This is a genomic window from Agarivorans sp. 1_MG-2023 (genome assembly GCF_030548385.1).
Taxonomy (GTDB): domain Bacteria; phylum Pseudomonadota; class Gammaproteobacteria; order Enterobacterales; family Celerinatantimonadaceae; genus Agarivorans.
Genome location: NZ_JAUOSJ010000001.1, coordinates 232,860 through 255,145 on the forward strand (window position 1 = coordinate 232,860; position 22,286 = coordinate 255,145).

The window sequence follows — 22,286 nt, forward strand, 5'->3', positions numbered from 1 at the left end:
TGCTGCTTAACTGTACATTGCCGTTGATTAGTTCAGTGAAAATCGCGTGAACGCACTGAAAGATCGGCTAATAACCACGAACAGTCTTCTAGCTTCCCTGCAATAATATGTATTACCTCATCGCAGCGCTCTAAACGACCATGAACCTTAAGTAAACGAGATGAAATAAGGGCTTGGCGCTGCGCTTTAGCGGTTGCTGACCAGACTATCACATTGCTGTTGCCTGTTTCATCTTCTAAGGTAACGAAGGTGACATCGGCCGAAGAACCTGGTCGTTGTCGACCCACGACTAAACCTGCCACCTTAACCAACTGACCGTGCTTACACTGATGTAATTGCGTTTGCGAGTAACAATTTTTTAGTGCTTGATGTTCGCGCAATAAATGCATGGGGTGGCGCCGTAAGCTTAAGCGTGTAGCGAGGTAATCTTGTTTAATATCTTCAATTTCGCTAGGGGCAGTGAGGTTTACCTCGGCTTCCTTGGGCATATCAAATAATGGCAGTGGCGCTTCTGTGCCACTCATTTGCCAGCGAGTTTGATGGCGATGACCCGCTAGGCAAGCAAAAGCATCGGCGGTGGCTAAAGACTCTAGGCTGGTTTTATCTAATTGTTGGGTGAGTTGATTTAAGTGGCTAAACCCTTGGCTAGGGCGGTTTGCTAATAGATGAGCAAATTTGCCTTTATTTAAGCCCTTAATTTGTTTTAAACCCAGCCTAATCGCCCCTTTAGCGTGTTGACTGTAATCAAGGCTATGCTCCCAATCACTTTGGTTTATATCGATAGGCAGAATGGTTACGCCATGGCGTTGAATATCTTGAATGAGCTGGCTAGGGCTATAAAAACCCATGGGTTGGCTATTGAGTAAGGCACAGCAAAAAGCGGCGGGCTCATGACATTTTAACCAAGACGATATATACACCAATAATGCAAAGCTGGCGGAATGAGATTCTGGAAAACCATATTCGCCAAAGCCCTGAATTTGTGAAAACACCCGCTCGGCAAAATCTGCAGGGTAGCCACGCGCTTGCATACCGTTAATCAGTTTGTCTTTAAAGTAAGCCAGTTTGCCGTTACGTTTCCAGCTGGCCATTGCTCGGCGTAACTGGTCGGCTTCGCCGCCACTAAACCCTGCGGCCACCATCGCGAGTTTAATTACTTGTTCTTGAAAAATAGGCACGCCTAAGGTTCTGGCTAATACCGACTCTACTTCGGGGCTAGGGTAGTCTACAGTTTCTTCACCATTACGCCTGCGTAGATAGGGATGCACCATGTCTCCTTGAATGGGACCAGGACGAACAATGGCCACTTCAATGACTAGGTCATAATAGTTACGCGGTTTTAGCCGCGGTAGCATGCTTATTTGCGCCCGCGATTCCACCTGAAAAATCCCTACACTATCACCTTGGCACAGCATGTCGTAGGTGGCCTTATCATCTTGAGGAATATCGCTAAGGCTAATGGTGCGTTGTTCTCGCTGGCTTAAACTGGCTAAACAGCGGCGAATAGCACTTAACATGCCAAGGGCGAGCACATCTACTTTCATTAAATGCAGTGCTTCTAAGTCGTCTTTATCCCATTGAATAATGGTTCGGTCAGGCATGGCGGCATTTTCTATCGGCACTAAATCGCAGAGCTTATCCTGCGCAATCACAAAGCCGCCAACATGCTGTGATAAGTGCCGAGGAAAACCACGTAATTGCGATACTAACTCTGCAAAGCTGCGAGCATTATTTTCGGGTAACAAACCCGCCTGCACAATTTTATTCACCGTATTGCTATTGCCATCGCGCCAATCAATATTGTGGTTTAGTCCATGTAAAATATGCGCGGGGATCGCCAAAGCTTTACCTATTTCGTTAATTGCACTGCGAGTGCGATAGGTAACAATACTAGCTGCCAACGCTGCACGGTCACGGCCATATTTGTTGTAGATATATTGAATGACTTCTTCGCGGCGTTGATGCTCAAAATCTACATCAATATCAGGTGGCTCATCGCGTTCTTTTGAAATAAAACGCTCAAACAATAAACCCACTTGCTGGGGGTTAACTTCGGTTATGTTTAAGCAATAACAGACCACCGAATTGGCGGCGGAGCCACGCCCTTGGCATAAGATTTCTTGGCGCCTTGCATACGCCACAATGTCGTAGATAGTGAGAAAGTAGTGCTCGTAATGCAGTTCCCTAATTAACGCCAGCTCATGCTCTATTTGTGTGCGTAACTCTGTCGATAGGTTATCTCCAAAACGTTGCTTAATGCCTGCTTCTACAAGTTGACGCAAATATTGCTGGGCGCTGTAGCCTTTAGGGACATTGTCTTTGGGATATTGGTAGCGTATTTCCTTTAAGTTAAAAGTACATTGCTTTGCTAGTGCGGTGCTACGCGTCAGCTCTTCAGGTAAATAGCGCTGTTGTAAATGTGACCACTGTAATAAACGCCGCTCGGCATTACTGCTAAGTAAAAAACCAGCCTGTTGTACGGTACTGTGTTGACGAATGGCATCGAGTATATCGGCTAATTTTTTTCTATTAGCAAGGTGCATGCGGGGGTTGATAGACGCTACACACTCTATTTGATGTTGTTTGGCGAGTTGACGATAGCTATCGAGCAGGCTAACAGGTTGCGATAAATCGTTATGCAGCAGTAAATAAATAGGCTGCTTTAGCTGCTGTTTAAGTTGACTAAGTTGAGCGGCTTGCAGATTTTTATTGGCTTTTACCAGCACCAAACACTGATCTAAGCCTTGATCAAACTGCTCCAAACTTAGTTGATAGCTGCCTTTTTTACTGTGTTTTCTGGCCTGAGTAATAAATCGGCAAAGTTGCTGATAAGCATTAAGGTTTTTAGCCAATACCACTAATTGGCATTGCTCATCGGTGGTAAATTGGCTGCCAATGATCAAGTTAATATTGCGTTGCTCGGCCGCTTGGTGCGCTCGAACGACACCACTTAACGAGCAATCATCGGTAATTGCAATGGCTTGGTAGCCATAGTGTTCAGCTTGTTCCACCATTTCTTCTGGGTGAGACGCTCCATACAAAAAACTAAAGTTACTTTGTGCGTTAAGCTCAGCAAAAGGGAGAGTACTCATTAGGCAAACCAGCCATGTAAAAACCATTGTTTATTTTCATGGCAAATCCACGCTATGCCTTGCTGCGGGCATTGCGCCATATAGTAATCTCGATTAATGCTTTGTTCGTCCCACCAACCACTGGCGATACGCTCTGGCGGCGAAAGCAACGTGAAGTGCCGAATATTAATAGGTTTTAACTGGGGCAATAGCCAGCAGGGCCGAGGAAACAGACTCGGGTAGTTAAGCATATCTTGCTGTTGTAGGGGTAAATACTGGCTGGCACGCTCGGGGCGATAATCGGCTTGGCAACTTAAGCGGCTGATGGTGTGCTCGCCTAAACGTACGCTGAGCTGATCAAACAATAAGTTGTCATCGCTGGATTGCTGCTGTTCAAATAGGCTACTCACCTCACTACCTAGGGGATAAAGCGCCTGGCAATAAAGGGAAAATTCGAGCACCGCCGCAGGCAGGCGTAGCGTTTCTAGTTTTAGCCTAAATAGGGCTAACCAATCTTGGCTGGTTTGTAATAAGCGAGCGCTTTTAAGGCTTACTTGCTCACTGGGTTTATCGCGAAAAGATAAAGTAAGCAGTAAGGTGTTACTGCATAGCTGGCGCTGCCTTAACCACTGCTGTAAATGCTGGCAGGCTTGCTTGAGGGGAAAGCTTAAACCTTGAATAGTGTGAGTTTCACTTAATAAGGGGAAACGCTGTTGATAGCAGGCCTTTGTTTGAATAAAAGTAAGCGGCGTATTTTGCAAACCCAGGGCTTGGTCTAGAGTACCTAAGCTCTCTTCACCAAGGCGTTTACGCAATTCGGGACGGGGCAGGTTGCTAAGCTGTTTGATGGTATACAAACCCATTGCCTGCAAGCTAGTGACTTGGGCACTAGGAAGATCGCTATAACTTAAAGCGAGGTCGGGCAAATGTTTGGTACCTGTTTCAGGGTGCTTTATATCTTGCGAGCGCACTAACCAACGCGCGGCTATGGCTGTTTCTGCGTAAGCGATCCGAAAACTAACTTGCTGGCGCTGATAATGCTCTGCTAGTTGTTTTAGGTGCTTTTCCGGTTGCTGGTAAATACTCAGCATGCCAGCCCCGCTGATGTATAAACCTTGCTCTTCATGTAAAGCCACTTGAGCACAATACTGTAAAGCTTGTTGAGCCAAGCTGTCGAAATAGGCCTCGCACGATAAATCGGCTTGTTCGTACAAATGTAATTGTGGCGCTAGTTGGTAGGCTGTGTTCAGAGAGCTACCTAAATATACACCTAGCTGATAAGCGACTTGGTTAAGTTGAATGATCTGCTTGTTGTGATGAATCGCCAAGGCGTGCTCAGCGGGGTGCTCGCGCTGTAGTAAGTCCAGCGCGAGCTGAGGAAAATCAAGGTAAATCCAGTACATGTGTTGCTTGCATCATTAGCACTGGCTTAATTAAGTCGTGGCATGCTTTGCTCGTAGAGCGGCGCGCCACCACGGCGTTTTAGCAAGTGGTAGTTAATTTGGTTAGGCGCCTTACTAGGGTGCAGGGCCATTCGTACACTGGCGCTAGAGCTTTGCTGTTGTTGCTGTAGCGGTCTAAATAAATAACTTAGGCTGTCGCCTTGTTCTGCAGCCAGTTGTAAACGGCGACTGGCTTTTAAATCTAAGCCATCTACCCAACCTAATACCGCACTGCATGAGCCACTTTTTAGGGCTCGCTCAATGGTCCACGTTATATCGCTACATTGCTCTGGGCGAATAACAATCACTTTGCTTATGTCTACGCCATGTTGTTGTAGGGCAGGCGCGTTAGGCATAAATGGCGGTGCTACCCAAATGATCCAGCGAGATTGTTGACTCAATTTTGCCAGAGCAGGAAGCAGCAACTGTAATTCGCCAATACCGTGTTGCTGATAAAGCACCTCGGTAATACCGCCTTGTGGCCAGCCATGGTTAGGTAGCTGTTGGTCAAGCTGTTCAAAGCCACTTGAATGAACGTCAAGATGACTGTGTTGCCATTGGCTGCCTTGCCATACCTTGTTGCTTTGTAGCAGTTGTTCAATTTGTTGTGCCATTGTTCGCTCCATGCTCTAAGTCAATGTCGAAGTTTAACTGTGTTTTTATACAGTGTATGGATATACAGTATTACCTGTTCAAAGAATTTGCAAATATTTTTTTCAATTATATGTATGACAATTAGCCCTCGGCGCTAGTAATTTTTCGTAAATACTTGCAAAATAACATTGAGGACTGAAAAGGTTTTCATTAGGAAGCGTGCTAATAAATAGGGATAAAAATGATAACTCTTGGTGAATACATAATAGAAAAACAACACCAGTTTCCCGATGCAACAGGGGAGCTAACCCAGCTGTTGGGGGCTATTCGTTTAGCTTCTAAAGTCGTTAACCGTGAAATCAACAAAGCCGGCCTGGTTGATATTATTGGTGCCACGGGCATTGAAAACGTTCAAGGAGAGGTACAACAAAAGCTAGATTTGTATGCGAACGAGAAATTTAAAGCGGCCTTAGAAGCCCGTGGTGAGGTATGTGGTGTAGCCTCTGAAGAAGAAGATGAGTTTGTGAGTTTTGATAGCTCGCGCTCCATAGACAGTAAATACGTCGTATTGATGGATCCTTTAGATGGTTCGTCGAATATTGATGTAAATGTATCAGTAGGCACCATTTTTTCTATCTATAAGCGTATCAGTCCCTGTGGTACGCCTGCAGTATTAGAAGATTTTTTACAGCCGGGTAACCAGCAAGTGGCAGCAGGTTATGTGGTATACGGCTCCTCAACCATGTTGGTATATACCACGGGCCATGGGGTTCACGGTTTTACTTGCGACCCATCGCTAGGGGTGTTTTATTTATCTCACGAGAATATGTCCATTCCAGAAGATGGTGTGATTTATTCAATTAACGAAGGTAACTATCTTAAGTTTCCTACAGGCGTGAAAAAATACCTTAAGTACTGCCAAGAAATAGAACCGGACACTAAGCGCCCATATACCTCGCGTTACATTGGCTCGTTGGTCTCTGATTTTCACCGTAATTTATTAAAAGGCGGGATTTATATATATCCTTCTACGGCTTCGGCACCAGAGGGTAAGTTACGCTTATTATATGAATGTAACCCAATGGCCTTTTTGATTGAGCAGGCAGGTGGTAAAGCCAGCGATGGCTTTGATCGGATTATGGACATTGTTCCTAGCGAGCTTCATCAGCGTATTCCGTTTTTCTGCGGCAGTACCCAGATGGTAGAAACCGTAGAAGGCATGATGCGTGAATATTCCTCTGAAGAGCGAAAGCGCTAAATTTACCGGCTATGTAGCTTAGCATTTGCCCTAACGAGCCAATCGTTAGGGCAAATGAATATTCGTTTGGCAGATTGTTGGCCATTTTTAGGTAGGTACAACTGTACTGGTCCTTTACTGAGGTCTAAGTCTTTTTCACAATCGCTGAGATGATAAGCCGCTGGATTTAACCATTGCTGCTTAGTTAAACGCTTCCACTGGCTTTGCTGCATGTGTTGCCAGTGCTGAAGGTCATACCAATGAAGATCTTGTGGTTGAGTGTGCTTAGGATCAGCAAGTTTAAATAAATAACCCGGTAATAAAATCCGCTGTTTAAATGTGTAATTGGGGTAGGGGCTGCGCAGTTTTTGAATCTGCGGATGACGGCCAAGCGGTAGCTGCTTTAGTAATAGTTTACTGAGCTTATTGTTGAGCCGATCTTGCTGGTTGGGCCCTAAATAATGTTCACTCTGCGGAGATGATTGAGTGGCTAGGTAAAACTTTACCGCCAGTTCCCAATGTTCTATCTGTTGCTGCGAATGATTAAGCAATAGAAAATCGATAGCTCCTTGAGTGCGACCATCTTGTTGCACCGCTACATTGTCGGCCAATAACTGCCAATCGGGATGAAGCGCAATTAAACTGCGCCACAGCTGCTCAAAGTACAAGCCTAAACGAGGATTAACATCAACTTGCTCGGCTAATGCTAAATGCTGCTCTAGTGCTTGCTGCCAGCTTTTTTGCCAATCCTTATCTACGGTAAAAGGAAGCGGGTGAATACCTAGTAGAGCAGGGGCGTGTAAACACCAACGTAAATCCTCAATGAAACTCTGCCTATCCAAAAATGTTATTCCTTTGTTATTTTTTTACATCTTTTTAAACCAATAGCTTTTTATTTCGACGTTTTCTACGGTTTTTGTAGTTTTATTACTAAATGTTGGCTACTATTTAGTGGTCAAACCAGTCGAGGTGTTCGAAATGAGTAAGCAATTTTCTACCAGCATTATCATCGTTCGTCGTATCGCGTTATTTCTAGTTGGCCTAGTGTCTTTCCCTTTTGTAGCAATGGCTGGTGTTAGAGCGCCATTTTACAGCGCATTACACCGCCAGTGGATCAAACGTAACGATCGTCCAAGCTGGATGCAACAAGCAGAGCAAAACAGCCAGTTTGTATTGTTTTAAGTAAAGCCTACCAGCTAAAGCTTGTTTCTGATCGGGTCTGCTACTTACAATGTGCCAAACCATTGTGAGTTAATGTAATGAAAAATACCCGATTAGAAAACATATTAAACCAGCATTTAGAAAGCGTTAAGTTTAAAGACTATTGCCCTAATGGTCTGCAAGTTGAAGGCCGTGAGCAGGTTAAGCGAGTGGTTACAGGTGTTACTGCCTGCCAAGCCTTAATTGACCAAGCTATTGAAGTAAACGCCGATGCTATATTGGTTCATCATGGTTTTTTCTGGAAAAACGAAGCCGCAGTCGTTACCGGTATGAAACGCCGTCGTCTACAAGCGTTGTTAAATCACGATATCAACCTTTATGCTTATCACCTCCCATTAGATGTTCATCCCGAACTAGGCAATAACGCACAGTTAGCCAAGCGTTTGGGGATTACTTTAAAACGCGGTTTAGAGCCGTGGGATCCACGCAGTGTGGCAATGGTAGGCAAGCTCGCCGAACCTGTCTCAGGTGAAGCTTTTGCTGAGCGTATTGAACAAGTATTACAGCGTAAGCCTTTACACATCTCCAATCAGAAAAGTATTCAAAAAGTCGGTATTTGTACTGGTGGTGGTCAATCATATTTAACATTGGCCGCAGAGCAGGGCTTAGATGCCTTTATTAGCGGTGAGATATCGGAAAATACCGTACATACCGCCAGAGAGATGGGCATTGACTACTTTGCGGCGGGTCACCATGCTACCGAGCGCTACGGCGCACAAGCATTAGGTGAGTGGTTGGCTGTAGAGCATGGTCTTGATGTCAGCTTTATTGATATAGATAATCCAGTATAAACTGAAAAAGATATTGCGAATGATAATGGTTCGCAATATAATTGCTGTATTGTTATTAGTGAGGTGCAGCAATGTTTGTATGTTTATGCCACGGAGTTACCGACAAGCAAATTAAAGAAGCGGTGCAGCAAGGCTGCGAAAGCTTAGCCGATGTACGAGAAAAGCACGGTGTTGCGTCGCAATGTGGTAAATGTGCCAGAATGGCTAAAACCATCATTGATAAAGAATTAGAAATAACCCCAAAATACTACGAAGTAGCCTAACGTATTGGGCTACTTACTCCGCATCATCGCGGTGGATCAGCAAGTCAAAGCCTTTATCCCGCCAATATTGAATCAATTCAGATTGTACCCCTAAGATCGCCAGCGACACTTGCTGATCTTGGCAGCGTTGTTTTACGCTTTGCCAAAAAGCGCGGTTATCATTATTCACATTTAGCAAAATCCACATATCCAGTGAAATCACTAATACATCTACTAAATCTAATACCGTAGGGTGGTTTTTGAGTTGAGCTACTAAGTTAGGCTGCCAAGCTAATTTTACTTGTTGTTGCTTAATTCTTATCAGACTCGACAAATTATCCATGGGAAATTCAGGGCTAAAGGCCAGCATGATGTTGCTATAGTGCTTGGCAAGATGCGTTAGCTCTATGTTGTTTTTTAACAGCTCATATTTGAAGTGATGCCAATACACCGCGTTAACCGGTTCACTAAATTCGCGTGTTTCGTCGCTTCGTCGCTGCGTTTCTGGCCAGTCCCAATATCCTATTAGTTCATTTTCATAGGTACAGTGAATTAAGTAGTGGCTATGTTTAGTGGTATCGCTGAGCTGATTAAGTTTATGTCGATAGAGCCGGAAAAATTGACGGCTAAGGTAGGCAACTTGATGCGTAAACTGGTTATAAAGCAAAGACGTATAAAGATTTAAACCATAGTGTTTAGTGAGCAAAGTAATGCTGTTTTTAAGGGTAGATTGTTCTTGAAACAATAAAAACAAGCCAGGGCGGTGTAACACTGAGGCGAGACTTTCTATCACGTCGATGATTTCTGGGTCATCATCAAATACCGATACCACTACCAAATTAGCCTGCTGCAATAGCATTTGCACATTGTCTTGTTTAGCTTGCCAGGTATGGGTTTCGCCAAACCCTAGGTTTTTCATCTGCTGTTGCAAATCTTGGTCTGCCACTGGGCTATAAATGTAGACCGATTTGTTCGCTGCCCACTCACGATATTGCGCATTAATTGAATTACACCAATGGGTAAACTGCTCGTTCAACTCTTGTTGGCTTTCGCAGTAAGTAAAGTCGGGTAAATTAAAGGCCATATTGGGCATTTGCCCTACCAAAAATACCGAAATCTGCGATTGTTCTTCTAACAAACCCGCTAATAGCGTGAGTTGGTTGCTATCAAGCTGAGCGCAGTTAAACACAATGGCATCAAATTCATTAGACTGCTGCAGTTGTAACTGCAATTCGTCTATTTGCGTGACTTCTACATTTTCTAAGGGGTAGTGGGATGGGATGGCGGTTTGCTGAAACCACAATATTCTAAGTAATTTTGAGGAGACAGGAGTGGTACTTGGCGCCAGTAATAGCGCCAATTCATCGTCATTTATGGAAAATGACCCCGAGGTCATGCTTAGTAAGTGACCTTAATCTTAGCGGCTACATGCTTAGCGTTAGTTACCGCTTGCTCGATGCTGTCGCTAAGATTTAGCGCTACGCCTAAACGGCGCTGACCATTAATATCTGGCTTGGAGAATAAACGCAATTGGCTGTCGGGGGAATCTAAAGCCTCGGCTAAACCACTATAGCAAATATTTTCTGAGTTACCGTCGCCCATAATAACTGCAGAGGCGCTGGCACCAAACTGGCGAACTTGTTTAATCGGTAAACCCAATATGGCTTTTGCATGTAAGGCAAACTCAGATAAGTCCTGAGAGATTAGGGTAACCATACCGGTATCATGGGGCCGCGGTGATACTTCACTAAAGTACACTTCGTCACCTTTAATGAATAGCTCTACACCAAATAAACCATAACCACCGAGTTCGGTGACAATTTTACGCGCTACATCTTGAGATTTAGCTAATGCTTGCTCAGACATGGCTTGAGGTTGCCATGATTCACGGTAGTCGCCGTCTTCTTGGCGATGACCAATGGGCGCACAAAAATGAATACCGTCTACTGCGCTAACCGTAAGTAAGGTAATTTCGTAATCAAAATCAACAAAACCTTCTACGATAATTCGGCCCGCACCAGTACGGCCGCCTTCCTGTGAGTAATCCCAAGCGGCGTTGATTTGGCTGTTATCACGTAGCGTCGATTGGCCTTTACCCGATGAACTCATTACCGGTTTAAGTACGCAGGGCAAACCTACATTGGCAACGGCCTGTTGGCATTCTTCTAAGCTATCGGCAAATTGATAAGCAGAAGTTGGCAAGCCTAGTGTTTCTGCTGCTAAACGGCGAATACCTTCGCGGTTCATGGTGAGTTGCGTAGCACGAGCGCTAGGAGTAACAGCAAAGCCTTGCTGCTCCAACTCAACTAAAGTTTGGGTTGCTATGGCTTCAATTTCAGGAACAATGTGCTGCGGTTGTTCTTTTAATATCAGCGCCTTAAGCGCTTCGCTATCAAGCATATCAATCACATAACTGCGGTGAGCTACGTGCATTGCAGGAGCATTGGGGTAGCGATCTACCGCGATAATCTCAACGCCGTAACGTTGTAATTCAATGGCAACTTCCTTGCCGAGTTCGCCAGCTCCGAGCAATAACACTTTCGTTCCAGAAACGCTTAGCGCAGTTCCTAACATTTAAATACTCCTACGTTGAAGGGTAGCTATGGTGGACCATAGGTTTTTGAGAATGTTCCGCAAAATTCTGTAATTCTTGCTTAAAGCTGAATTGATTGTCCTTATGTTCCCATAATTCGAAACGTTCTACTTTGTCTAAGCTCAGATGTTTTAGCGTTAGCTGTGATAATAAAGTGAGAAGCGGCGAGAGAGAAGGGTTAAACGCAACGTTTTCTAGGTAACAGCTCCAAGCGAGCACTTTGTCGCCAGCGTAAGCAAACATCGCACTTTGTACTTGGGTGTAGGGCGCGTAGCTGGCTTTTGCAAAATCGGGGGCTTGCGAGGCGGTGCTTAACGCTAAGCGGGCTAGCGGAGTAGTAACGCCTAAATCTTCAGGGCCAAAGGATTGTGGTAACAATTCTGGAAAATCATAGCTCTGCTGATTAAAGCGAACACTTAGCTGATTGGCATTGGCTAACTCATTAATGAACTGGCGGCAATAACCACAGGGCGCTGCGTTAATCACTAAGTGAGTGAGTTCGCTGGCTTGGTGGCTTAAGGCATTAAAAATCGCGCTTTGTTCGGCGTGCAAGCTGCCTGTGAGCGGGCCATAGGCTAATTCGTAATTAGCGCCTAAAAACAGTTGTTGCTGTTTATCTACTGCCACAGCACCAACATTAAAATTAGACTTGGGTGCAAAAGAGAAGCTCGCGGCTAGTGGCAATAGTCGCTCGGCTAATTCAATTGTCGTGCAGTTTAACCTTTGGCAAAGTGCAGCGGTTTGTTTGCTATTTAAGCGACTTGGTATTAGTTCACTATTAACAACCGTTTTTAGCGCATTGAGCAGAGATAGATCTTGTGGGGTGGTTTCAGACATATTATCGTTCCCTTTATTTTGTCGAAGCTAGCAAGAAATCATGATTTAGTCATGATTAGTTTGCTAAGGCTTCGATTATAATCTGCCGCAATCGTGTTTACTGAAGATAGATCACTAATATCTAAGGTAGAGACTAGCGTGTAATTTATTGTAACTAAAGGTGTTGATAAGTGTTTTCTAACTTAGACTCTGTTCTTCAATTGGTTCGCCAGTGGCAACTGCCTTCGCCACAACATCAAATCTTATACACCCCGCAGTGGGACAAGCAACAATGTGTGGTACGAATCGACAACTTGTCTGCGAATAGTTTGCAATTGGGTCCAATTGATTTGTTTTCAGGGCAATTACCTGAGAACGCCCAATTTCATGGTGAAGGGTTTCAAATGCTGGCGCAAAATTATGGTAGCGCCCAGCACATTACAGCCATTGGTCGTTGCCCTGATGCTGGTGAGTATCGCTTAAGTGAAGACCGCGATCATTTCACCGCTTACAATCAGTTACTTATTGAGTGTGACGGGCAATATACTCTTTTAGGATTTAGTTCCTGTGAGCGTTTTAGTGGCTACTTTAAAGTGTACCCTGATGGTCGATTGATCATTGGTATTGATACCGATACCTTAGCTGTAGCCGCTCGTCACCATATAACGAGTGAAAGCTTGTTTGTGGGCCACAATGCTAGCCGCGAAGCACTGCTTGAAGAATTTGCAGAGGCTATTGAACAGCAGCACCCACGCCTACAGTGGCCGAGTAAACCAAACGGTTGGTGTTCTTGGTATCACTATTACGCCGATATTAGCGCCGCTGATATTGAAGAGAATTTACAGCAATTAATTAGCCCTCATGATCAACTTGGGTACTTGTTAATTGACGACGGTTACCAAGAGTTTATGGGGGATTGGTTATATCCTTCGGAGCGTTTCAGTGGCGGAGTAGAAAGCCTATGCAAGCGGATCCGTGAGCAAGGTAAAGAGCCTGCTATTTGGGTGGCACCGTTTATTGCCCAAGCTGAATCTCGTTTGTTCCAACAACACCCAGAGTGGTTTGTAAAAAATCAATTTGGCCAACCCTTAGCGGCTGAAGAAGTTACTTATGGCGGCTGGCGCTGTACACCTTGGTATGTGTTAGATACCACTCAGCCAGACGTGAACCGTTACCTACATGATGTATTTAGCCATATGTACCACCATTGGGGCGTGCGTTACTTTAAATTGGATGCCATTTACTGGGGTACCCTGGCTAAAGGTTATCGAGCCGATCCCAATAAAACACGTATTGAAGCCTATCGTATGGGCATGGAAACGATCAATAAAGCGTGCAATAGTGATGCATACATCTTGGGCTGTAATGCGCCAATGTGGCCATCGTTAGGTTTAGTTCACGGTATGCGTATTGCCGATGATGTTGATCGAAACATTGGCCGCTTTAAGCAAATTGCTAAAGAAACGTTTTTCCGCAATTGGCAAGACCAACGTTTATGGCATAACGACCCAGATTGCGTGACTTTAAATAACATTCCACATCAGCAAACTACCGCCGCCGCTTACAATTGGCACCGTATAAGTGTGTTGGCCAGCAGCGGATTGGTATTTTCTGGTGACCGCCTAAATCAGCTAAATGCTCAACAGCGCGACGTGTTAACAGTACTAGAGCAAAATAGTGCAGACGCCGCACGTTTTGACGATTTTTCTTTGCAACACGCAAAGCAATATCAACAACAGCAGTTAGTGCGCCAATACTGGTTTAACTGGAGCGACCAACAAAGCTTACATATAGAGATTCAGCTTGATAGTGAGCAATGGCAAGTTCTATGGGCAGATGCTGACTTTACGGTGCAAGGCAAGGGTAATAAACAAACTATTGTTTTAGCGCCAAACAGTGCAGTGGTATTTGAAAGAAAAGCGTAGTTGAAGCTGAAAGTGGGTTTAGTACTTAAATTCTAAGCCCACAGAGAAGTTACTGTCGCCGTAACCTGGTATGTCGTGACTTGAAACAATAGTTTTCATTGACACCTTGTCATTGAGTGGCGCAACAAAACCTAAACCTACGGCAATATCAGTTTTGTCTACCAAGTAAGACATTTGACGTTGTCCTAGGCTGTGGTAAATCGAGTCTTCATGAAGTTGGTTATATACCGAATACTTAGGGTCGTAAATGTGACTAAATAACTCTACGCGAAAAGAATTAAAAGGGGTTTGAATTACCGGTACCGCCACCATGTCGTAAAGCTCTGATTTAGAGAAATAACTATTAGTGAGAGTGGGGGAGAAATCGGTATCTTCGTAGGTCTTTTCGAAAATATCGCCTAATAGAGCAAATTGCTCAGCACTTAAACGAAGTAAAGAAGACGGGCGTAAGGATAAATGTTCGTCGGAAGAGAAGCACGGGGAGGAAAAACATAAAGTCATAGCGACAGCAATACTTGCTGTTGATGCTATCGACAATTTTACCTTCTGAGCCATTTCCATTGAATTTTCTTGTTCATCCCTAATGCGCCGCCAATTATAACCTAGTCGGCGGAATAAAGTAGCATTTTGCTCACGTTTTAAAGGTTTTCTATATAGTTATACAGGCTTTTTAACACATTTATCTTATTAGTATCATTTTGATACTCGTTCATTAGCATTTCCAACTCGGGATAAACCACCGCAATTTGCTCGGCCAATGTGGCTTGGCGATGGGCTTGCCATTGCTGTAATTCGTTTTCGCTTAAGTATTCAGGGTAGTTACGCCCTTTAAAACGTAAAATCAAACGGTTCAAACGAGGGTCACTAAACTGAAACTGCTGTTTAGTAATCAGCTGCGGATCACTCGATCTTAACACCTGCATCAGGTTTTTATCTGCATTGCCCACAAAGCCTTTATATAAAGAGGTATCTGGGTTGTCATCTTCGGCAAACTCGCGCTCAATGGCGAATACCTGATTAAGTTTTGCTTCTATTTGCGGCTTGTTTTGTACCATCAAGTCTAAGCTTTGACGGCACTGGCTGCGATTAAGGCCAAGATCTTCGGCGCGTTCAGGTGTTAGTGTACTGGCGGGGGCTAACACTGGGCACTTGTTGGTATGAATTAGCTTCACCGGAATGGGAAGCTCACCATCGGCCAAATTAGCGTGTGAAGTATAAAGGCGTTGGTGAATTTGCTCAGCGCTTAACTCAAGCAATACACTGGCATCTTTATTTAAATCGACCACTATCATGGCGTTTTTATTTACTGGATGCCAGGCAACTGGCAATACCCATGAAGCACAGCCTTGAGCGGCGCCAAACATACCTGATATATGCACCAGTGGTTTGTTATTAAGTAAATCAAACTGCTGAGCCACCGCTTTTTTGTTACGAAGGTTAAGCAAATAGCTAAAGAGTTTAGGTTGTTTGTCTTTAATCAGCTTAGCCATAGCGATGGTGGCGTACACGTCTGATACCGCATCGTGTGCATTGGCATGGCTTAGGCCGTTGGCTGCCGTTAGCAACTCTAAACGAAAGCTTACTAGGCCATCGTCGTTAGTTGGCCATTCAATGCCTTCTGGTCGAAGCGCGTAACATGCCCGCACCATGTCTATTAAATCCCAGCGCGAATTTCCATTTTTCCATTCACGCTCATAAGGATCTAAAAAGTTACGAAATAGAGTGTAACGCGTAACTTCATCATCAAAGCGAATACTGTTATAGCCAACACCACAGGTACCAGGAACACTGAACTCTTGATTTATACGCGCAATAAAATCACTTTCAACCAGGCCTTTTTTTTGCGCCAACTGTGGTGTGATACCTGTTATTAAACACGCTTGAGGGTGAGGAACATAGTCATTTGGCGGCTGACAAAACCACTCGATAGGTTTACCGATAGGATTAAGATCCCAATCTGTTCGAATTGCAGCAAACTGACAAGGGCGATCTTTGCCCGGATGAATACCAAAGGTTTCGTAATCGTGGAACAGAAAAGTGTTGTCGCTCATGAACTGTTTTTAATCTTGTCGCTGTAAGTAAAAGCTATATCGCTAACCATAACACAAATCTGTTTGAGGTCGCTTGAACGGTGCAATAAACGCTTAGTTTGCTTAGCTTTTCGCCAAAAAATTTTGATTTATCCGTCATAGAAAACTTTTCTACTACACTGTGCGTATTGTTAGAGCAAACTACACAACATAGGGATATGCAATGAAAACGCTCACTCTACTCGGCGGCATGATGCTCGCTTCAAGTGCTAACGCAGCCATGGTTAGCCAAACGGTAACCCATACCATTGGTGATAAAAGTTTCGAATCTACCTTAGTATTTGATGATGCGAAGAAGGGGCTACCGGCTATTCTGATGGTTCCAAATTGGATGGGCCCCACCGAAGGCTCGTTAACTAAGGCAAAAAAAATAGCAGAAATGGGCTATGCGGTAATGATGGCCGATGTCTATGGTACTGACGTTAGACCCACTAATGCAGATGAAGCAAAAGTGGCGGCAACAGCGCTTCGCAGCGACAGACCCTTACTACGTGCTAGAACTAAGGCAGCGCTAGATGCGATGAAAGCTAATTTGCCCAGTGCAAATATAGACGCCGATAGAGTCGGTGCAATCGGTTTTTGCTTTGGCGGTGGCGCAGTGCTTGAATTAGCGCGTGCGGGCGAAGCCATCAATGGTGTGGTGTCTTTTCACGGTAACTTAGATACCCCGAATCCTACAGACGCTAACAACATCACTTCGCCTGTATTGGTACTGCATGGTGCCATAGACCCTTTTGTTCCGGCAAAGCAAGTGGCCGATTTTGAGCAAGAAATGAGTGCAGCAAAAGTTGATTGGCAGTTTGTGGCCTACGGCGGTGCAGTTCACTCTTTTACTAATCCAGCGGCTGCAATGACCGGGAAAGCGGAATATCACCCTAAAGCAGCAGCGCGCTCATTTATTGCCATGGATAACTTTTTTACTGAATCTTTCAACTAGAGTTGAGAGAGTTTTTGTTAAACGCCCTTAATTAATAAGGGCGTTTTTATTTAGCTAAAGTAGTAAGCTTATCTTTTGAATTTAATTGATTTTTAGCTTTATGGCCTAAGCATTGTATTTAGTTTTGATTGGGGATTATAGTTAAGTGATTGGCCCTAAAAGATGGGGTGACTAAATGCGAGTGACAAGGAAAGTATATGCAAGTTGAGCAATTGTTATGGGTACTGTTTGCCTTACTCATTTTAATCGTGATGCTTTTGAACAGGTTGCGTAAATCAACCATTGAAAATGTCAGCTTATTACTTAGCTCGCGTAAAAGTATTTTAGTGATTGTTGCCATATGTACGGCAGCCATTGCTTTTATTGCTGCGGTAACCAGTATTGGCCTGCAACAACTAAAGCATCATCAATTCTCCCAGTTAGAAGATGTTATTGAATCAGTACTTGATACTTCTGATGCTGGATTGGACGAATGGAAGCAAGGCTGGCAATCTAAAGTTGATGCGATTGCCTTAGATCCCACCTTTAAGCATTTCTCTACTGTGTTAATTGAGGCAGAACATTCAAAAGACAGTTTAATTGATGACCCCGCATTAGAAGGCTTGCGTCAGTCTGTTGACAATTATCGTGCGATTTTTGATGATTTAGGTTTTTTCATCATTTCTAGAGATCGCATAAACATTGCCTCAATGCGAGATGAAAACCTTGGTGAAATCAACGTTATTACTCGTTACTACCCACATTTGCTGAATCGCGCGTTTAACGGTGAAACGGTGATTATTCCGCCTATTCGCCCTGAGATTAATTTAGATGGCATGTTGCAAGGTAAAGTGCAAAATGTGCATTCCACCATGTTTATTGCTGCACCGATAAAAAATCGAGATGGTAAGGTTGTGGCATTGTTGACGCTGCGCATGGATCCACAGACCGAGTTCTCGCAATTATTAAAAGGTGCTCGTATTGGTAAAACCGGCGAAACCTATTTGGTTAGCCGTTCAGGTTATATGATTTCACCCAGTAAATTTGAAGATGAGTTGACTGCTTTAGGTTTACTTGAAGACAAGCAATCTTCAGTACTTAACATTAAGCTTCAAGTCCCTAATCGTAAAGGCGATGATCCAGTCTGGACCGAGAGCGGCTATTCAATTATTGCCAAGCAAGACGGCGCCAATTTTATAGGTTACAAAGATTATCGAGGGGTAGCTGTTGTTGGCGCATGGCGCTGGGATCCGGAGCTAGAAATTGGCTTAGTATCCGAGATTGATCATGAAGAAGTGATGCAAGGTTACTTACGTTTTCGTAATATTGTGTTGTTGGTACTGGGGTCGGCTCTCGCATTTTGCATTCTATTGTTTGTTTTGGTGTTTGCCTTAGTTCGCAAAATAAACCTGCGTTTAGAGCGTTCTAAAGCAGAATTAGAGCAAGAAGTAGAAGACCGCACAGCAGAGTTACAGGTACGCGAAAAAACCTTGTGGGATCTCTACGAAAATGCCCCTATTGCTTATGCTTCGTTAAATGAAGACGGTAAGTTTTTAAAACATAATCTTAGTCTTGCGGAATTAATCGATCAGCAGCGAGATCAATTTGAACATCTACATTGGCACCAATTAGGTGTAGATGACGCGAACCAGAAATGGGCTAAACAGCTGCTGCAAAGCGCGCTACAAGGCAAAAGCTTTAATGATGAAACATTGAGTATTATCTGTGCTGATGGCCAGCAAAAAAATGTCAGTGTTAATATTGCGCCAGGTGTTGTGGAAAACGACAAAATCGTTGAAGTAAAAGTTTCACTTATTGATATGACCGAGCGCTACCAAGCGCGTTTGGCCTTGGCCGACAATGAAGAAAGGATCCGCACTATTGTGGATACCATTGCCGACGGTATTGTACTGATAGAGCAATCTGGCGTTGTGCGTAGTTTTAGCCCTGCTGCTCAGCAAATATTTGGCTACACCGAGCAAGAAGTTGTAGGGAATAACGTTAAAATGCTCATGCCAAAGTCTATTGCCGACCATCACGATCAAACCTTAGCCGATTATCAACCAAAACCAAACTCGGTCGTTATTGGTAACGAGCGCGCTGTATTTGGTTTACGTAAAAGCGGTGAAGAGTTTCCCATGGAACTGGCGGTTAAAGAAGTATTCCTAAAAGGAAAGCGCCACTTCACCGGTATCATTCGCGATATTACAGAACGTAAAAAAGCCCAGCAGAAATTGGCCGACAGTGAGCGTCAATTTAGAACCCTGACCAACAACTTACAATGCGTAATTTATCGGGTAAAACTGGTAGAAGGTGAAGCTCCGGAGTGGCTGTATGTTAGTGAGCAAGTGCTTGAGCAAACGGGTTACCCAGTAGAAGATTTTGTAGGGCCTAATGCGCCCCGACGTTATAAAGATCTTGTTCACCCTGATGATTATCAAGAAAGCATTGACCGCTCGAAAGATCTCAATCAAAAAGGCGGCGCTATTTCTCAAGAGTTTAGAATTATTGATGCTCACGGTCGCGAAAAACACGTGCTGCAAAAGGCTTTTGTCTCCCTAGGTGAAGAGGGAGAAGCAACGTTCTCTGATGGCGCTATCTTCGATATTTCTGAAATCAAACAAGTAGAAGCGCAATTACGCGAAAGTGAAGAGCGATTAGATTCTGCGGCGTCTGGGGCAGGCTTAGGGATGTGGGATTACTATCCGCAAGAAGACCGGATAGAAGTGAATGCTATTTACGAGAGTATGCTTGGCTACGCCGCTGGCGAATTACGTGCGGGTGATGGATTGTGGGCACGTTTAAAAGGGGATACCGAAGCGTGGCTTAAGTTAATTCATCCTACAGATGCAATTCGTAACAATGACAAGCTAGAAGAGCACTTAGCTGGGGAAACGGATTTATTACGTAACGAAATACGCTTGCGTTGTAAAAACGGCCAATACCGTTGGATATTAAGCATTGGCCGTGTGTCCGAACTCGATGATGAGGGACGACCAATACGAATTAACGGTATTCATGTTGATATTAACGAGATTAAACAACTGGAAGACCAGTTAAATGACGCTCGCGCTCAAGCAGACAGTGCTAACCAAGCTAAGAGTGACTTTTTAGCCAATATGTCGCATGAAATAAGAACACCAATGAACGCGATTATTGGTATGTCTTACTTAGCGTTAGAAACTGAACTAGACAATAAACAGCGAAATTACATTGATAAGGTACACCGCTCGGCAGAGGCTTTGTTAGGCATCATTAACGATATTCTCGACTTCTCCAAAATAGAAGCTGGCAAGCTAGATATCGAAGCGATTGAGTTTCGTTTAGAAGATATTCTGGACAATTTAGCTAATTTAGTGGGCTTACGTGCCGAACAAAAAAATCTAGAATTACTATTTGATATAGACCCTAACATGCCAACAGCGCTGTTAGGAGATCCACTTAGGTTGACACAAATACTCGTGAACTTGTGTAACAACGCGGTGAAGTTTACCGAGCAAGGCGTTGTAGTGGTAAAAATTGAGGCTAAAGAAATTACCGACGCTCAAGTACAAATGTATTTCTCGGTAAGTGACACCGGCATAGGCATGACACCCGAGCAGCAAGCTAAGTTATTTAAACCTTTTTCACAAGCCGATAGTTCGACCACGCGTAAACATGGCGGTACAGGATTAGGGTTAGCGATTTGTTTAAAACTAACTGAAATAATGGGCGGGAAAATTGCGTTAAGCAGTGAGCCAGGTAAGGGCAGTTGTTTCTATTTCGACTTACCGATGGCGATTCAGAAAAACGCCAAGGCCTTACGCGATACAAACAATTCGCAGCTATCTAACTTAAAAGCGCTGGTGGTTGACGATAACCCAAGTGCCAAAGAAATTAATGTTCAGGTGCTACAGGGTTTTGGAATCTCGGTAGAGTCTGCCGCTAGTGGTAAAGAAGCTTTGGCCGTGCTGCAAGAGCCTGATGTAGTGCCTTTTGATATGGTGTTTATGGATTGGAAAATGCCAGAAATGGATGGCATTGAAACGGTACGTAAAATTGAAGCACTGGGTATCGATTTAGATGTAGTGATGATCACTGCATTTGGTCGTGATGAATTAAGCAAAGAAGCTAAAGACATTAAAATAGACGCCATTCTTACCAAGCCAGTGACCCCCTCTCATTTATTCGATACGGTTATCGATGTAAGACGAATAGAAGTGTTTGAGCAAACTAGACGAGAAGCTCAACAACATGGAGCAAACCAAGATATAGCTCATTTACGTGGCGCAAATATATTGGTGGCCGAAGATAATGAAATTAACCAAGAGTTGATTACTGAGCTGCTTAAAACCAATGGTATTTCCTGTGTGGTTTGTGGAGATGGAATGCAAGCGGCCGAGTATCTAAAAACGCATCAAGTAGACGGTGTATTAATGGATTGCCAAATGCCAGTAATGGATGGGTACACCGCCACCAAAGTGATACGTCATCAGTTGGCCTTAAAAGACCTGCCGATCATTGCGCTTACGGCAAATGCATTAGCGGGCGACAGAGAAAAAGCCATAGAAGCGGGCATGAATGATCACATACCCAAACCCATTAATGTAAATAGCTTGTTTAGCGTGATGGCTAAATGGATTACGCCTAGTGCGCCAGCACTTGAGTCTGCAGCTGACCCAGCGTTTACCGCTAGTGACAACGGATACCAAGCACTGCCAGTTGTTAAAGGCTTGGATACTGCGGTTGGTCTAGCCAATGCAGCTGAAAATAAAACCTTATATTTGAAATTGATAGCTAAGTTTGCCAGTGTAAATAATACGTCTTTGGTTGATTTACAGCAGGCATTTCAGCAACACCAAACAGCCGATGTTCAACGTATTGCACACACTATAAAAGGCGTGGCAGCAACTTTAGGTGCGCAAGTCGTTTCAGATTTAGCCGCAGTGATAGAGCTGGCAGCAGAGCAGGGAGAAGTATTAAGTGAACAGTTAGACCAACTGGCGAGTCACTTGCAACCACTACAAATAGCCTTACAACAATTTGTGCTTAGTAGTGAGCAGCAAGCTCAGCCTGAATCGGCAGTTCAATCGAATGTTAGCGATGAGGAGATTCTCTCTGATTTACAAACTTTGTCCCAATTGCTGGATGACTTTGATAGCGAAAGTAATGATTTTCTTGATCAACATGAGGCTATTTTGCAGCGGTTCCCATCTCAGGCAAAACGCCTACAGCAGTTAATAGAAGAATATGATTACGAAGCTGCCGAGACCATTGTTAATGAAATGCAGCAATTAGTTGCAAATAATTCATAGGCATAACCAAGGCTCACAAGACTTGTTTAGTCACTTGGGGTAGACTTCCCGCGA

Annotated in this window: 16 protein-coding genes; 7 read left to right on the plus strand and 9 right to left on the minus strand. The window is 44.0% G+C overall.

What is annotated here, in order from left to right:
• Positions 1-32: 32 nt before the first annotated feature.
• The 3 genes from Q4592_RS00845 to imuA are packed head-to-tail and all read right to left on the minus strand — an operon-like array spanning position 33 to position 5,127.
• Positions 33-3,092, minus strand: a complete 3,060-nt coding sequence (locus Q4592_RS00845) for an error-prone DNA polymerase (protein ID WP_303508573.1) — start codon at positions 3,090-3,092, stop codon at positions 33-35.
• A complete protein-coding gene (locus Q4592_RS00850) occupies positions 3,092-4,474 on the minus strand; it encodes a DNA polymerase Y family protein (protein WP_303508576.1) in 1,383 nt (460 codons plus the stop codon). Before Q4592_RS00850 ends, Q4592_RS00845 begins: the two co-directional genes overlap by 1 nt.
• A 26-nt stretch (positions 4,475-4,500) precedes the next feature.
• Positions 4,501-5,127 (minus strand): translesion DNA synthesis-associated protein ImuA, encoded by a 627-nt coding sequence (imuA, locus tag Q4592_RS00855; protein WP_303508579.1) that lies wholly within the window; start codon positions 5,125-5,127, stop codon positions 4,501-4,503.
• A gap of 221 nt (positions 5,128-5,348) precedes the next feature.
• Between imuA and fbp the strand changes: the two genes are divergently transcribed.
• Positions 5,349-6,365: a class 1 fructose-bisphosphatase gene (fbp, locus tag Q4592_RS00860; protein ID WP_137672964.1), complete on the plus strand. Its 1,017-nt coding sequence runs from the start codon at positions 5,349-5,351 to the stop codon at positions 6,363-6,365.
• A gap of 2 nt (positions 6,366-6,367) precedes the next feature.
• Here the strand turns inward: fbp and Q4592_RS00865 are convergent, their stop codons facing one another.
• Entirely contained in the window at positions 6,368-7,186 is an 819-nt protein-coding gene (locus Q4592_RS00865) for a DUF1853 family protein (RefSeq protein WP_303508582.1), read from the minus strand.
• 136 nt (positions 7,187-7,322) lie between these two features.
• On the opposite strand from Q4592_RS00865, the gene Q4592_RS00870 reads away from it, so the two are divergent.
• From Q4592_RS00870 to Q4592_RS00880, 3 genes are all read left to right on the plus strand, one after another.
• Positions 7,323-7,526: a DUF2517 family protein gene (locus tag Q4592_RS00870; RefSeq protein ID WP_137672962.1), complete on the plus strand. Its 204-nt coding sequence runs from the start codon at positions 7,323-7,325 to the stop codon at positions 7,524-7,526.
• 77 nt (positions 7,527-7,603) lie between these two features.
• On the plus strand, positions 7,604-8,356 hold the full coding sequence (locus Q4592_RS00875) for a Nif3-like dinuclear metal center hexameric protein (RefSeq protein ID WP_303508587.1): 753 nt from the start codon (positions 7,604-7,606) through the stop codon (positions 8,354-8,356).
• Positions 8,357-8,427: 71 nt separating this feature from the next.
• A complete protein-coding gene (locus Q4592_RS00880; protein ID WP_137672960.1) occupies positions 8,428-8,619 on the plus strand; it encodes a bacterioferritin-associated ferredoxin in 192 nt (63 codons plus the stop codon).
• A 13-nt stretch (positions 8,620-8,632) separates the two neighbouring features.
• On the opposite strand, the gene Q4592_RS00885 is transcribed toward Q4592_RS00880, so the two are convergent.
• The 3 genes from Q4592_RS00885 to cdd are packed head-to-tail and all read right to left on the minus strand — an operon-like array spanning position 8,633 to position 12,028.
• Positions 8,633-9,994, minus strand: a complete 1,362-nt coding sequence (locus Q4592_RS00885; RefSeq protein ID WP_303508590.1) for a hypothetical protein — start codon at positions 9,992-9,994, stop codon at positions 8,633-8,635.
• Positions 9,995-9,996: 2 nt separating this feature from the next.
• Positions 9,997-11,172 carry a formate-dependent phosphoribosylglycinamide formyltransferase gene (gene purT, locus Q4592_RS00890; protein WP_303508592.1) on the minus strand — a complete coding sequence of 392 codons (1,176 nt, stop codon included), beginning with the start codon at positions 11,170-11,172 and terminating at the stop codon, positions 9,997-9,999.
• Between the two features lie 10 nt (positions 11,173-11,182).
• Positions 11,183-12,028 carry a cytidine deaminase gene (gene cdd / locus Q4592_RS00895; protein ID WP_303508594.1) on the minus strand — a complete coding sequence of 282 codons (846 nt, stop codon included), beginning with the start codon at positions 12,026-12,028 and terminating at the stop codon, positions 11,183-11,185.
• A 170-nt stretch (positions 12,029-12,198) separates the two neighbouring features.
• On the opposite strand from cdd, the gene Q4592_RS00900 reads away from it, so the two are divergent.
• Entirely contained in the window at positions 12,199-13,932 is a 1,734-nt protein-coding gene (locus tag Q4592_RS00900) for a glycoside hydrolase family 36 protein (protein ID WP_303508596.1), read from the plus strand.
• A gap of 18 nt (positions 13,933-13,950) precedes the next feature.
• On the opposite strand, the gene Q4592_RS00905 is transcribed toward Q4592_RS00900, so the two are convergent.
• Together Q4592_RS00905 and sbcB are read right to left on the minus strand one after the other, a co-directional pair.
• Complete coding sequence (locus Q4592_RS00905; RefSeq protein ID WP_303508598.1) at positions 13,951-14,493, minus strand: hypothetical protein; 543 nt, start codon at positions 14,491-14,493, stop codon at positions 13,951-13,953.
• Between the two features lie 77 nt (positions 14,494-14,570).
• Complete coding sequence (gene sbcB, locus Q4592_RS00910; protein ID WP_303508599.1) at positions 14,571-15,983, minus strand: exodeoxyribonuclease I; 1,413 nt, start codon at positions 15,981-15,983, stop codon at positions 14,571-14,573.
• A 202-nt stretch (positions 15,984-16,185) separates the two neighbouring features.
• On the opposite strand from sbcB, the gene Q4592_RS00915 reads away from it, so the two are divergent.
• Together Q4592_RS00915 and Q4592_RS00920 are read left to right on the plus strand one after the other, a co-directional pair.
• Positions 16,186-16,959: a dienelactone hydrolase family protein gene (locus Q4592_RS00915; protein WP_303508601.1), complete on the plus strand. Its 774-nt coding sequence runs from the start codon at positions 16,186-16,188 to the stop codon at positions 16,957-16,959.
• A gap of 197 nt (positions 16,960-17,156) precedes the next feature.
• Positions 17,157-22,232, plus strand: coding sequence for a PAS domain S-box protein (locus Q4592_RS00920; protein WP_303508603.1), 5,076 nt, complete (start codon positions 17,157-17,159; stop codon positions 22,230-22,232).
• Positions 22,233-22,286 lie beyond the last annotated feature (54 nt).